Origin of the sequence: Microbulbifer aggregans (assembly GCF_020524005.1) — a bacterium.
GTDB classification, from domain to species: domain Bacteria; phylum Pseudomonadota; class Gammaproteobacteria; order Pseudomonadales; family Cellvibrionaceae; genus Microbulbifer; species Microbulbifer aggregans_A.
In genome coordinates this window covers 496,242-509,680 of the sequence record NZ_JAIVKK010000003.1, presented here as the reverse complement: position 1 = coordinate 509,680, position 13,439 = coordinate 496,242, and the positions used below count along the sequence as shown (strand labels likewise).

Here is a 13,439-nt window from a genome sequence, read left to right as displayed (position 1 = left end):
GTCAGAGCCTGGGAGTCTCGTCGCTGCTGCGGGCAATCTGGGAATTGCCCTTGTCCGTGCTGCAAAGCTCCGGGTATTGCTGGCGGAGATCGTCAAACGCGGGAAGAGTGCAGATTTTGGCAAAGCGCGGGGTGCAATACCAGACCGCCGAGCTACCTTGTTCCAGCGCCTTGCGGATATGGGCCTTGGCCGAGAGCAGGTCGCCGGTGCCCATATAGATCTGGGAGCGGGCGTAATTTACGTAGAGGTCGTCCGGTGCTTCGCGGCGTATCTTCATCAGGTCCGCTACCGCCTCTTCCGCTTCACCGAGGTCCGCATGGGCGAGAGCCCGCATCAGTACGCCTTCCCAATCCGTTCGGTCTGCGGTGATTTCCAGAGCGCGCTGCACCAGTTTTTCGGCTTGCTGTGGGCGGTTCTGGGCATCGGCGATTTCTGCCTGGTACAGCAGTGGTGAGGCATCTTTCGGCGCCATTTCAATAACCCGTTCCAGGCATTCGAAGGATTCCTGGTATTGCTTCTCAACAAACTGGGCCATGCACAGGTTGTAGGTATCCAGGGGGCCGAGCTGATCCAGGCCTATGTCGCTCAACAGCTGGATGGCTTCCGGGGCCTCGCCGCTATCAATCATATTGGCCGCCAGCAGGGATATGGCATCGAGGGATTCGCTGTTCAGGGCGATAGCCTGTTCCAGTACGGCATTGGCGGCGGGCATGTCGCCGGTCAGGGTGAGGGTGAGGGCCTTCTGGTGCAGATAGCTGTAGCTGGTGCGCAGGGCGAGGGCCTTGTCGATTTCCTCAAGGGCTTTCTCGTAGTTGCCCTGCAGGTCGTGATAATTGGCATTCAGGAAGTAATAGCTGGCCTCGTCCGGCAGGACCAGCTTGAGCCGCTCCAGCAGTGCTTCCGTCTTGCCGACGTCATTGCGAAACAGGGCCAGGCGGAGTCTCGTAGTCAGGACCGCGGGGGAGTCGGCGATTTGTGCCGGTACATTTCTCAGGATGCGCTCCAGCCGCTCCGGTGCTTCGGCGCTGCGGCTGTTGTCTTCCAGGTCGACCACCATATCGGTGTAGAGCTCGTACAGCGGGGTGAAAGTCGGCGCTTCCCGTTGCAGTTGCTCCGCCTTGTCGAGGAGATTAGCCAGATTGCGGTAATCGAGCCGCTGCTCGTACAGCTCAAGATACGCCTGATAATTCTCCGCACTGATCGCCAGTTCTTCCTTGGCGCCCAGTGAGGGATTGTCCGGCAACAGGTAATCCAGCTGCTGAAGCGTGCGCGCGCGGCTGCCGAGGGATTCATCAACGGTGAGGCGGGTGCTGCGGCTGGCAATCACTGCGAGCTTTTCGGCCTCTACCAGTTCCAGGGTGAGTTCGCAGCTGTGTTGGGCACATTGCAGATCGGGTACCAACAGCAAGTCAGTGTTGAGCGATCGTGCCTGCTGTGCCAGCGGTTGGCCGTGAAATCTTTGCGACTCGGTAAAAGGGATGAGATTCAAACCTTTGCGTCCGGACAGCCCTTGCTTGAGCGCACCCTGTACATTGCTGGAGAGCAATTGTTGTTCGCGACTTGGGTTTGTCATCGCGGGGATTGTCACGGCGATGTACTGCTGTGATGTCGCCATTGGGGTGCTATCCCAAAGCCATATGCCCGCGGTTACTGCGGCGCCGAGTCCGAGGGCGCCGGCGACAATCCCGATAGTGCGCTGCACCTTGTGAGCGAATCCACGGCGCTGCTGAAAGAACTCCTCGGTAGTTACCGTGGCGGTCAGGCTATGGGTGCGGGTGAAACTGTTGGTATTGCCGAACTTGAGTACGGCGTCGAGCTCTTCCGCCACGGCGGTGGCGTTGACCGGTCTTTGCTCGGGTGCTTTTGCCAGCAGGCGATCCAGCAGGTTGCAGAGTGCCGGTGGCAGGTCCGGGCAGAGCTTTGCCGCCGGTGGCTGCGCGCTGTTGACGATACGATCGACAATAACGTACGGGCTCTTGTTGTCGCCAAACGGGTTTTGGCCACACAACAGGCGATAGGCGAGTACGCCCAGCGCAAAGAGGTCACTGCGGTGATCCAGCGGTTTGCCCTGGGCCTGCTCGGGAGACATGGCGCCCCAGCTGCCGGCAATATGCTGTTCGCGGGTCAGGTCGCTGTCTTCGAGGCTGCTTTTGGCGATGCCGAAATCGGTAATTTTCACCGTATTACTGCTGTCGACGAGGATGTTTTCCCCTTTCAGATCCCGGTGAATAATTCCGGCTGCGTGCGCGCGGCCGAGCCCGGCGCAGATCTGTTTCAGCAATTGCAGTTTTTGGATGAGGTCGGGAGTGCGTTCGCGCTGCCAGCGCTCAAGTGAGCAGCCGTCGATGTATTCCATCACCAGCGCGATATTGTGATCGCTTTCCACCACATCGTAAATTTGCACGATGTTGCTGTGGTTCAGCTGCGCCAGCAGCAGCGCTTCGCGGCGAATGCGTTTGTGTGCATTGCGGCTATTGGGGTTGCTCAGCAGTTGCTTGATGGCCACCTTGCGTTGAAGGCGCTCATCGGTAGCGAGATAGACCACGCCCATGCCACCGGAGCCAAGTTTGCCGGTGACCAGGTAACGACCAATGTAAAAAGGTGGCTGTTTGTGGGTCATGTCCGTGACTGCTTAAACTGACTGCTGACCTATTGCGCCCTGTTAGGGCTACAGGTTTTCATTGCCGGTGCCGACGGGGCGGCACCTCAACCCGGGAGCGTGTCACAATTCTGTAACCGCTTCCGTGCTGCTTTCGACAATTTCTTTCTGCGAACCTTTGAATACATCCAGGTGGCTACAGCCGAGGCGCATTTCATATGCGCGGCGTTCCACAAGGTGTGAAGTATCGATGGCGTCTGGCAGGCTGTCGGCAATTTGTTTGCGGGCGCGGAAAATCTGCGTATTCAGGTGGTTGACTGTAATGCCCAGTTCCCGTGTGGCGAGATCGATGGCCACCCAACCCTGGTCGGCAGGGTTTACGCCCCGCTGGATATCTTTTGCCCGTGCGCGCGCGAGGTACAGCAGAAGGTAGTTGTGCGTGCGCGCTGCCAGGTCGAGGGTCATGTCGCCCTGAGTAAGCTGAAGCTGAATGTGTTCTTCGTGGTGGCTTACGGTAAAGCGCAAACGAAAATCAGATACGCAGAGATTCTGGGTGGAAAGCTCGGTGGTTGTGCTCTGGCTGTTGCCGAGGAACAGTTCCCAACTGTTGTGTGCACAATCCACCCGACTTTTATGGGTAACCACGCGGGCGGTTTCACCATTTTCCGGACCTTCGAGGAGTTCGAAAACCCAGACGCCATTGATCGGGTTAAAGTGCAGGCTTGCCAGTGGCTCGTGTTCGTCGGGCAGCAGGTGGTAAGACTCAAGCGGCTGTGCTTCACCGGTATTGATATCGATCAGCAGGTTTTCCGGCGGGTTCAGGTTTTCCACCTTCCACACAGGATTGTTGGAGCGGCCAAAGCTGATCTTGTCGCCGAGGTTCAACTGCTGGTTTTTTGCCGGGATCAGTTGCTGGCCGTTTACCCAGGTGCCGTTGCGGCTCAGGTCGCGAATAACCCAGTGGCTGCCGGTCCATTGAATGGCTGCGTGAATGCCGGAAATTTCCGGCAGCGTGATGCGAGTATCAGTCGCACCCTGGCGGCGCCCGATGGTGTGATGTGCCATCAGGAATACAGGTTGATCCCTGTCGGGATGCTGTAGGCAAGCCATGTTAATTCCCTTCCCCAAAATAAAACCGTGACATCTCTCATCACGGGGTCGTGCCAAGACTGGGCGTGCGCATGGCTTCACATGTGGTACGGCCGTGTACCCCTGCGCTAAGCAAAAACTGAGGGCCCCAGGTGATTTATGTTGCCGGCCGGCTTGGCAGGTAACTCACTTCTATAAGAGGGGCTTGCTCGCTTCGCAATGACGCCGTTGACTTGGTATGCGAGTACCAACTACAGGGTTGGCACCCGTATTAATTTTATCGACACATTTATACCCAACTGTTGCCTGAATGCAATCTCTGGATGCGAATTACTAGCAATTGGCGCGGGGCATGACCAAAAGGGGCTAACCCTTGTCTGCTGTAGGGTTATCGCGGTCGCTTTGCTCGCTGTCTTTGGGGGTTTCCTGGTCGGGAAGTTGGCGGCTGTCTTTGCGATCGAGATCGCCTACATCAAGTACCGGTGAGGCATCGATATGCTCTGCATCCATCATCAGGGCAACGCGCTGCAGGGAAGAAATAATCATGCTCTGTTCCCACTCACGCAAATCCCGGAACTGACGTACGAAATGTTCCTGTAATGGGGTGGGTGCATCGCGAATGATTTCTGCGCCTTGTTCGGTCAGGTAGGCGTGCACCTTGCGCTTGTCTTCCGATGAGCGTTCCCGATAAACCAGTCCGCGTTTTTCCAGCCGGTCGAGAATCGTGGTGACGGTCGCCTGGCTCAGGCTGATTTCCTTTGCGAGGGCGCCGATGGTGACCTGGCCGTGTTCGCGAATGGCTTGCAAAAGCAAAAGCTGGGGTGCGGTGAGTCCGGCCGTTTTGACCAGCTGCTTGGAATGCAGGTCGGTAGCGCGAATCAGGCGGCGCAGGGTAATCAGTACTTCTTCTATTTTGTCCATCAGCAGCAGGCTCTCGAGTTCGCGACGGGTCATTTGTTTTGGCCCGACTTTATGCGCTGCACTGTTTTTGTCAATTCCGCCAGCCGGCTTTTGTACTGGAACCCTTTGGTCACGCCCTTGCCGGGGGTGGCCGCGATCTGTCACCTCGCGTTGCTGCGGGGATTGTTGCCGCTCGGCTGCGATTGCTCTGGAGCTCACAGCTGGTGCGCTCTCTGGCCTGGCGGCATCCCTCTCGCCCGGGTGAGAACTGGTCGAGTTCTGATCAAATTGCATGAGGCTTGGTCTTGCGCCCTCGATAATGTTTAGAGTACTATGCTTTCAAATATTTAGAGCAGTAAATATTTTTTTCAGGAAAAGGTCAACTTTTCAGCAAAAATTGGCATCTGATCTGGGTAACAGAAGATTTGAGTGGCTGTTTCTGCTGGATGACCAAGAGATAAAAGTTTGATGACTAAAGGTATTGATTTGAGCGCCACAAGCGAGTCTAAAGAAGAAGGTTCTACCGACGACAAGGTCATCTCGGTGCAGGCAGCCAATGAGGTTGTACTGCGCCGCCCGGTCAGTGAAGACGGTGCCGATGTGCACCAGCTGATTGGTTCCTGCCCGCCTCTGGATGAAAACTCCCTCTACTGCAATTTGTTGCAGGCCAGTCATTTCTCCGCAACCAGCGTTGCTGCTGAGTTAAACGGCGAGCTGGTGGGGTTCATTTCCGGTTACCTCATTCCGGAGCGTCCCAACACGCTGTTTGTCTGGCAGGTTGCCGTGGCCGAGCAGGGGCGCGGTATGGGGCTTGCCGGACGTATGTTGCGCGAGATTCTTGCGCGCGACGTGTGTGAGGGCGTGACTCACCTGGAAACCACGATTACTCCAGACAACGCCGCGTCCTGGGCGCTGTTCCGCGGTCTGGCGCGCAAGCTGGAAACTGGCTGCGAAGACACCGTGATGTTTGATCGCGAGCGCCATTTCAAAGGACGTCACGACAGCGAAAAGCTGGTGCGCATCGGGCCGTTTACTGGCGGCCCTGTTACGTAAGGCGCAGAAGGCCCCGCATACCCGCGGTCTCTTACCGCGGGCACTGTGCACGAGGGTCCGCCTAATTCCCCCGATTTTTTACATTTTTGCTTCAACCAATTAAACAAAGGTTGCCAACATGAAAGTATTTGATGAGATTGAATCCGAAGTAATGAGCTACGCCCGCGCTTTCCCGCGGGTTTTCAACAAGGCCCAGGGCGAATACCTCTACGACGAAGAGGGTAACCAGTATCTGGATTTCCTGGCTGGTGCCGGCACGCTGAACTACGGCCACAACAACCCGATTTTCAAAAAGGCTCTGCTTGAATACATCGAGCAGGACGGCATCACTCACGGTCTGGACCTGCATACCAAAGCCAAGCGTGAATTCCTGGAGTCGTTCTACGAGCACATCCTGAAGCCGCGCGACATGTCCTATGTCATGCAGTTCACCGGCCCCACCGGCACCAACGCGGTAGAAGCCGCGCTGAAAATCGCGCGCAAATACAAAGGCCGTGAAAACATCATCTCGTTCACCAACGGCTTCCACGGCTGCAGCATGGGTGCGTTGGCTGCGACCGGTAACTCCCACCACCGTGGCGCTGCTGGCGTAAGCATGAGCGGCGTTTCCCGTATGCCTTACGAGGGCTACCTGGGTGACGATATCGATACCACGGCTTACCTGGACAAGGTGCTGTCGGACTCTTCGAGCGGTATTGACCACCCGGCAGCGGTACTGGTGGAAACGGTACAGGGTGAAGGCGGTATCAATGCGGCCAGCGTCGAGTGGCTGCGCAACCTGGCCGACGTTTGTAAGAAGCACGACGTACTGCTGATTGTCGATGACATTCAGGCGGGCTGTGGCCGTACCGGCAGCTACTTCAGCTTTGAAGAAGCGGGCATCAAGCCGGATATCGTGACCTTGTCCAAATCTCTCAGCGGTTACGGTCTGCCCTTCGCCGTTGTGCTGATGAAGCCGGAGCTGGACCAGTGGAAGCCGGGTGAGCACAACGGTACTTTCCGCGGTAACAACCTGGCATTCGTAACCGCCAAGGCGGCCATCGACAACTTCTGGAGCGACGACAAGTTCGCGAAAGAAGTCCAGCGCAAGGGCGACTACATCGGCATGCGCCTGCAAAAAATCGTGGACGAATACGGTGATGGCAACATGACCACCCGTGGTCGCGGCATGTTCCGCGGTCTTAACTGCGTGAGTGGCGACCTGGCCAGCCAGATTACCCGCGAAGCATTCCGCAATGGCCTGGTGATCGAAACCAGTGGTGCGGAAGACCACGTGGTGAAAACCCTGTGCCCGCTGACCATCAGCGACGAAAACCTGACCAAAGCGCTGGATATCGTTGAAGCTGCTGTAGCCAAAGTCCTGAAAGGTCAGGATGTGCCGGAAGAGCACGATTTCTTTGCAGAAGAGCCCAGCGATGACACCGCACTGGCTGGTGCCGCTTAATACTGCTGCGCCCGTAAAAAATTAACGACGAATTAGCGAACGAGTAGAGTTAAAAATGATTGTAAGACAGCTGCAAGAAGCCGAAAAAACAGATCGCCGCGTAGTATCCGAGGGCTGGGAGAGCACTCGCCTGCTGCTGAAGAACGACAACATGGGCTTCTCTTTCCATATCACCACCATTTACGAAGGTGCTGACCTGCACCTGCATTACCAGAACCACCTGGAATCCGTGTACTGCATTTCCGGTGAAGGTTCCGTGATGGCTGAAGCTGACGGTGTGGTGCATGAAATCTCTCCGGGCACTATCTATATCCTGGATAAAAACGACAAGCACGTGCTGAAAGCCAAAACCGAAATGAAAATGGCCTGTGTATTCAACCCGCCCCTGCACGGCAAGGAAGTGCATAACGCAGAAGGCGCTTACGAACTGGATGCAGAAGAAGTCTCGGACGAAAAATAAGGCAGTTGAGTTCTGGGGCGCGGCCAGCCGCGCCCCGCATTTGACACTCAAACTTGCAACAGAAAAGGATCCCATGAATACACACACGGTGGAAAAAATCGGCGGTACGTCCATGAGTGACTACCGCGCAGTTCGCGACAACATCATTCTGAAAAATGGCAGGGCGAAAGCGGAAGGTTTGTACCGGCGTGTTTTCGTGGTTTCTGCCTACGGCGGCATTACCGATATGCTGCTCGAACATAAAAAATCCGGGCGCCCCGGCATTTTTGCGCTCTTTGCCGGCGCTGACGACGAACGTGAATGGTCGGATGCCATTGCTGGTCTGCGCCAGCGCATGGAAGAGATCAACGCTGAGCTGTTTAGCGATCAGGTCATGCTGGCCAAGGCCAACCGCTTTATCGGTGAGCGCCTGGACGACGCTGCCAGCTGCCTCGGCGACCTGGAGCGGGTCTGCCAGCACGGTCACTTCGCACTGGAAGGTCACCTGGACGTCGTGAGCGAAATGCTTGCCAGCCTGGGTGAAGCGCACAGTGCCTGGAATACGGTACAGCTGCTGAAGCAGGAAGGTATCAACGCACGCTTTGTCGATCTTACCGGATGGCGTGACGGTGAACACATGACGCTGGACGAGCGTATTGAACGCGCCTTCGCGGATGTGGATTTCGGGAGCGAACTGCCGATCGCTACAGGCTATGCGCACACCGCCGGCGGCCTGATGAAAACCTTCGCGCGTGGTTACAGCGAAATGACCTTCAGTCGCATCGCGGTAATCACCGGTGCCAGCGAAGCCATTATTCACAAGGAATACCACCTGAGCAGTGCCGATCCGCGCCTGGTGGGCGAGGAACAGGCGGTGCCGATCGGCCGCACCAATTACGATGTGGCGGACCAGCTTGCCAACCTGGGTATGGAAGCCATCCACCCGCGGGCGGCAAAAGGCCTGCGTCAGCAGGAAATTCCGCTGCGGGTCATGAATACCTTTGAGCCGGAACACCGCGGTACTCTGGTCACTGGCGACTATGTCAGCGAAACCCCCCAAGTGGAAATCATCGCGGGGCGGAAAAACATCTATGCTGTTGAATGTTTCGATCAGGACATGATGGGCAGCATGACCAGTTACGACCGCGCGATCAATGAGATCATTGCGCGCTTTAAAGGCAGTGTGGTGACCAAAGACACCAACGCCAACACGATTACCCACTACCTCGGCAATAACCTGAAAACCGTCAAGCGGATTAAAAGCGCCATCAATGAGCTTTATCCCGACTGCGATATTCAGGTGCGTAAAGTCGCGGTGGTGTCGGCGATTGGTAGCGACATGAAAACCTCCGGCATGTTGTCCCGCGCGGTGGGTGCCCTGGCAGGCGCCAGCATCAGTGTCCTCGCGGTACACCAATCCATGCGCCAGGTGGACATGCAGTTCGTGGTTGATGAAAGTAACTACGAAGATGCGGTCAAGAGCCTGCACGAAGCCCTGGTGGAAGTACATGACCACGGTGAAGCGATATGCGCGGCCTGATCGGGTCGTCATTTAAAACAGCGCCGTCAGCTTTGCTGGCGGCGCTGTTTTTGTTGGTGCTGTTGCCAATTTCAGCGGTTTCATTGGCGCAGCAACCACCGGCGGATTCGGAAGAGAAAGCGCAAGCCGCAGAACTTGCTGCCGCGCAGGCAAAGGCCCAGGCAGCGGTGGAGCAGTTGGAGCAGCCGCTGTATTCAGCATTTATCGAGCGCTACGTACTGGATGAACTCAAACAGCTGCGTATCGATATGGCGGCCCAGAAGGTATCCCTGACGGAAAATATTGTCGACCGTCAGCTGAGTGCCGCGGACAAGGCAATTACCTACGCCACCGACACGGTAACTTACTTCTTCTATCTCATCGCCGGCTTCAGTTCCCTGCTGGTGATTCTGGGCTGGACTTCACTGCGCGACGTAAAGGAAAAAGTCCACAACCTCGCCAATGAAGAGATCTCGAAACTCGTTGAGCAGTACGAGGAACGTCTGCGCAGCATCGAGGAGCAGCTCTCGGAAAAAACCCAGCATATCGAGAGCAACCGGGATGAAATTGAGCTGACCCAGGAGATCCACTCCCTGTGGCTGCGCGCTGGTCGCGAGCAGACGCCAACCGCGAAAATTTCTGTTTATGACCAGATTCTCAAACTGCGACCGAACGATGGTGAAGCGCTGACTTACAAGGCGGATTCCGTTCTCGAACTGGACGAACCCCAGTGGGCCATCAATCTCTGTCTACAGGCGCTGGAAATTGATAGCCAGAACGGCAATGCCTATTACCAGTTGGCGTGCGCCTACGCCTATCTGGAGCAATGGGAAGAGGCTGTGGATTATCTGCAGCGCGCACTGGAAATTTCCACTGCATACCGGGATGAGGCGATGGAAGATTCGGCGTTCAATGGTCTCTATGAACACCCGTCGTTTGTCGAGCTTATGGGGATTGGCAATACGCCGGATGCCGACCCGGACGCGGAAAAAGATAACCACTGAGTGGACTGCGGGTATCGGTGTTGCCGGTACTGTCGGTGATTTTTACCAGTCACAGATCAGCGATACCCGATTTACTGCGAATAATAATCACAAGGGGAGGGCATCGTGCTCATCAGCTTTTTAATATTTCTCGCGCTGTTTGCGGCAGTGGGCATCAGCTCCTACCGCAAAAGTCGCGGCACCAAAAAAGATTACTATCTCGCGAGCCAGGACATTTCGCCCATGCTGGTGGGCCTGTCTGCGGTCGCGACCAATAACAGTGGTTATATGTTTATTGGTGTGATCGGTTACACCTACGCGACCGGGCTTGCTTCAATCTGGTTGATGGTTGGCTGGATCCTGGGGGATTTTCTCGGTTCCCTGTGGATGCACAAGTCGCTACGCGATGCGGCCAAGAAAACCGGAGAATCAAGTTACGCGGGTGTACTCGCGGCCTGGAACGGCACGCGCTTTGGCACCTGGCAGAAGCTGGCCGGTATCCTCTCTCTCATGTTTCTGCTGGCCTATGCCAGTGCCCAGCTTGTGGCGGGCAGCAAGGCGCTCTACGTTGTACTGGATCTGCCGATCTGGAGTGGTGCGGTCATCGGTGGTGTCATCGTCGCGGCTTATTGTCTTGCGGGTGGTATCCGCGCGTCTATCTGGACTGACGCCGCCCAGTCGATGGTGATGGTGGTGGCGATGGGCCTGCTGCTGTTTGTTGCGGTGCAGTCGGTCGGTGGTCTCGGTGCCGCATGGCAGCAGATGGGGCAGGTGGAAGGTTTCCTGAATTGGTATCCCCAGGATATGTTATTGCCGGGGATTGCCGGCGGTGTGCTGTTCGCGCTGAGCTGGTTGTTTGCGGGTATTTCCGTTGTCGGCCAGCCCCATGTGATGGTGCGCTTTATGGCCTTGAATGATTCCGGGCGCATGGTGCAGGCGCGCTGCTGGTATTACCTGTGGTTTACGATTTTCTATTTTATGGCGACCGGTGTGGGCATGCTCTCGCGCATCCTGTTGTCCGACTCCGGCAGCTTTGATGCGGAACTGGCGTTGCCGATGATGGCGATGGAGCTTCTGTCCCCGGTCTTTGTCGGCCTGATCCTCGCGGGCATTTTTGCCGCAACCATGTCTACTGCTGATTCACTGGTACTGAGCTGCTCGGCAGCCCTGACCCACGACCTGTTACCCCACCGCACGGAAAACACCCGTATCTTGAAGCTGGCTACTCTGGGCATTACTACCGCGGCTGTAGCCTGGGCGCTGTTGAACAAACAGAGTGTGTTTAGCCTGGTGGTAATGTCCTGGTCTGCGCTGGCTTCTGCCTTTGCACCTCTGCTGATGGTACTGGCCGCCGGCGGCCGTCCTTCACAGAGACTGGCGATTACCATGAGTGTTTTGGGACTCACAACCGCGCTTGTTTGGCGTTGGCTGGAGTGGCACAGCCATATTTATGAAGGTATGCCGGGGATTCTTATGGGGCTCGTGGTATTTGTTGTTGGGCGGCTGCTGGTTAGGGAGCCTGTTAGTCGCACTGTGAGTGCCTGATGGTTATGGGGTTCGCTTTGTTTTGGCTCGGTGGCGGCAGATCGGTGGGTATTCATTTTTGATCAAATTGCCGGGAGCAATTTGAGACGACGAAGTCGCCCGAAGGGCTGGGGACAGGGATGTCCCCAGTCAAACCGCCATGCATACATCCCTGTAGGCTGCGTCGGAAACGTGGCCCGGCCGCTTCAACGCGGCGCCTTCGGCCCCTGTTTCCGACGCTTTCAAAAACAGATCCACACCGCTCTGCCTTCTCGTCAGGTTTAATGCTTCGTTAGTGTGAAGCGAAAGCTACGTTAAACCTATCTTCGAAACTACACGTGATCAGTTATTTACAGCCCGCTATGCTGACGAAGTAAAAGTCTAGGAGTCGAAGGTAAAGCACCGGGTAGCCCTTTTCGGAAGCGTCGGAAACAGGGACGTTTCCGACGCAGCGTACAGGGACGTATTCACAGCGGTTCCGAAAAGGGCTACCCGGTGATTTACCGCTACAGAGTTAGATCAGGGCTCCTACCATTTGTGGCCGACGCTCCAAAAACAAGAAAGCCCGGCACTAAGGCCGGGCTCTCAATCTCCATCCTGTGAGATAGAAATTGAAACTTACTTACGAATGCCTTCCACATCCAGAATCATCTCAACGGTCTGGGAAGCCGGGCCCAGGTCGTAGTCGATGCCGAAGTCTTTCAGTTTGAATTCGGTGGTACCGGTGAAGCCCTGGCGGTAGCCGCCCCAGGGATCCTTGCCGCCGCCGATTTCGGTTACGTCGATGCTGATCGGCTTGGTCACGCCGTGCAGGGTCAGGTCGCCAGTCAGAACCGCTTTGCCATCGCCTTTCGGCTCAAAACCAGTGCTCTTGAAGGTAGCAGTCGGGAACTTGGCCACATTCAGGAAATCCTTACCGCGCAGGTGCTTGTCGCGCTCGGCGTGGTTGCTGTTCAGGCTGGTAGTGTCCACAGTCACTTCTACAGAAGACGCTTCCGGCTTGGCTTCGTCGTATACGAAGTTACCGTCGAACTTGTCGAAACGGCCATACAGCCAGCTATAACCCAGGTGTTTGATACGGAACTGGACAAACGCGTGCGCGCCTTTGGTGTCGAACTGATATTCAGCGGCCTGGGCAGCGGTGGCGCCCAGCAGGGTTGCAAACAGGAGAACGGCGAGTTTTTTCATTGTGCTTTCCTTGTAATGGATTGTGTAAGGTCAATGTAAGAATGTTTTGGTCAGGCGTTATTGCGCGCACCGATGCCCAGGATTTTACGCAGCGTCGCATCGCGGTTAATAAAATGATGCTTAAACGCTGCAAGGCCATGCAGCACAACCAGCCCCATCAGGCTCCAGGCCAGCCACTTGTGTACCAGGCCTGCGATATCTTCCTGGTTTTCAAACCCCTGCAGGGAGGCCGGCACGCTGAACCAGTTGAACACCTCAATCGCGCGGCCATCCGCGGTGGAGATCAGATAACCGGTAACGGAGATAGCCAGCAACAAACCGTAGAGCACCCAGTGAGCAGCGGCCGCGGCCTGTTGTTGCCAGCGCGGGGCTGGTTCCGGTTTGGGAGACGTATTCGCCCAGCGCCACAGCAGACGCGCGACCAGTAAAACCAACAGCAGAATACCGACGGACTTATGGATATCCGGGCCCTGCCGATACCAGGGGTCGTAATAAGACAGCCCACGCATCCACCAGCCCAGGGCAAACATGCCGATGATGGCCGGTGCCATCATCCAGTGGAAGGCTACCGCCACCCAGCCATAGTGAGTATCGCTGTTGCGAGTCTGCACGATCAGGTTCCTTGAGTCTGTGGATTATCCGAGAACTGCATTATAAAAATTTCGCGGCCCGGGAATAGTGCAAAAAACGGGAACTATTTT

At 56.2% G+C, this 13,439-nt stretch carries 11 protein-coding genes; 6 read left to right on the top strand and 5 right to left on the bottom strand.

Features of this window, described 5'->3' with window-relative positions:
- Window position 1: 1 nt before the first annotated feature.
- The 3 genes from LC093_RS07045 to LC093_RS07035 form a co-directional block, all read right to left on the bottom strand.
- Complete coding sequence (locus tag LC093_RS07045) at window positions 2-2,620, bottom strand: serine/threonine-protein kinase (RefSeq protein ID WP_226663587.1); 2,619 nt, start codon at window positions 2,618-2,620, stop codon at window positions 2-4.
- A 102-nt stretch (window positions 2,621-2,722) separates the two neighbouring features.
- Window positions 2,723-3,709, bottom strand: coding sequence for an FHA domain-containing protein (locus tag LC093_RS07040; RefSeq protein WP_226663585.1), 987 nt, complete (start codon window positions 3,707-3,709; stop codon window positions 2,723-2,725).
- A 345-nt stretch (window positions 3,710-4,054) separates the two neighbouring features.
- Window positions 4,055-4,609: a MarR family winged helix-turn-helix transcriptional regulator gene (locus LC093_RS07035; RefSeq protein WP_226663828.1), complete on the bottom strand. Its 555-nt coding sequence runs from the start codon at window positions 4,607-4,609 to the stop codon at window positions 4,055-4,057.
- A gap of 447 nt (window positions 4,610-5,056) precedes the next feature.
- Here LC093_RS07035 and ectA point away from each other — a divergent pair, with 447 nt between their 5' ends.
- The 6 genes from ectA to LC093_RS07005 all read left to right on the top strand — a co-directional run bounded on the left by ectA (window position 5,057) and on the right by LC093_RS07005 (window position 11,571).
- Window positions 5,057-5,641, top strand: coding sequence for a diaminobutyrate acetyltransferase (ectA, locus tag LC093_RS07030; protein ID WP_264192919.1), 585 nt, complete (start codon window positions 5,057-5,059; stop codon window positions 5,639-5,641).
- A gap of 118 nt (window positions 5,642-5,759) precedes the next feature.
- Window positions 5,760-7,085: a diaminobutyrate--2-oxoglutarate transaminase gene (ectB, locus tag LC093_RS07025; protein WP_226663584.1), complete on the top strand. Its 1,326-nt coding sequence runs from the start codon at window positions 5,760-5,762 to the stop codon at window positions 7,083-7,085.
- A gap of 55 nt (window positions 7,086-7,140) precedes the next feature.
- Window positions 7,141-7,545 (top strand): ectoine synthase, encoded by a 405-nt coding sequence (locus LC093_RS07020; RefSeq protein WP_226663582.1) that lies wholly within the window; start codon window positions 7,141-7,143, stop codon window positions 7,543-7,545.
- Window positions 7,546-7,618: 73 nt separating this feature from the next.
- Window positions 7,619-9,064, top strand: a complete 1,446-nt coding sequence (locus LC093_RS07015) for an aspartate kinase (protein ID WP_226663581.1) — start codon at window positions 7,619-7,621, stop codon at window positions 9,062-9,064.
- Window positions 9,052-10,047 carry a tetratricopeptide repeat protein gene (locus LC093_RS07010; protein WP_226663579.1) on the top strand — a complete coding sequence of 332 codons (996 nt, stop codon included), beginning with the start codon at window positions 9,052-9,054 and terminating at the stop codon, window positions 10,045-10,047. The genes LC093_RS07015 and LC093_RS07010 overlap by 13 nt, the downstream gene beginning before the upstream one ends.
- 105 nt (window positions 10,048-10,152) lie before the next feature.
- Complete coding sequence (locus tag LC093_RS07005) at window positions 10,153-11,571, top strand: sodium/proline symporter (RefSeq protein WP_226663577.1); 1,419 nt, start codon at window positions 10,153-10,155, stop codon at window positions 11,569-11,571.
- A gap of 597 nt (window positions 11,572-12,168) precedes the next feature.
- On the opposite strand, the gene LC093_RS07000 is transcribed toward LC093_RS07005, so the two are convergent.
- Entirely contained in the window at window positions 12,169-12,738 is a 570-nt protein-coding gene (locus LC093_RS07000) for a YceI family protein (RefSeq protein WP_226663575.1), read from the bottom strand.
- A gap of 50 nt (window positions 12,739-12,788) precedes the next feature.
- A complete protein-coding gene (locus LC093_RS06995) occupies window positions 12,789-13,349 on the bottom strand; it encodes a cytochrome b (protein WP_226663574.1) in 561 nt (186 codons plus the stop codon).
- Window positions 13,350-13,439: the final 90 nt, after the last annotated feature.

Coding starts and splice junctions, on each gene's coding strand:
- LC093_RS07045 (WP_226663587.1), bottom strand. CDS start 2,620: ATGACCCACAAACAGCCACCTTTTTACATTGGTCGTTACCTGGTCACC.
- LC093_RS07040 (WP_226663585.1), bottom strand. CDS start 3,709: ATGGCTTGCCTACAGCATCCCGACAGGGATCAACCTGTATTCCTGATG.
- LC093_RS07035 (WP_226663828.1), bottom strand. CDS start 4,609: ATGGACAAAATAGAAGAAGTACTGATTACCCTGCGCCGCCTGATTCGC.
- ectA (WP_264192919.1), top strand. CDS start 5,057: ATGACTAAAGGTATTGATTTGAGCGCCACAAGCGAGTCTAAAGAAGAA.
- ectB (WP_226663584.1), top strand. CDS start 5,760: ATGAAAGTATTTGATGAGATTGAATCCGAAGTAATGAGCTACGCCCGC.
- LC093_RS07020 (WP_226663582.1), top strand. CDS start 7,141: ATGATTGTAAGACAGCTGCAAGAAGCCGAAAAAACAGATCGCCGCGTA.
- LC093_RS07015 (WP_226663581.1), top strand. CDS start 7,619: ATGAATACACACACGGTGGAAAAAATCGGCGGTACGTCCATGAGTGAC.
- LC093_RS07010 (WP_226663579.1), top strand. CDS start 9,052: ATGCGCGGCCTGATCGGGTCGTCATTTAAAACAGCGCCGTCAGCTTTG.
- LC093_RS07000 (WP_226663575.1), bottom strand. CDS start 12,738: ATGAAAAAACTCGCCGTTCTCCTGTTTGCAACCCTGCTGGGCGCCACC.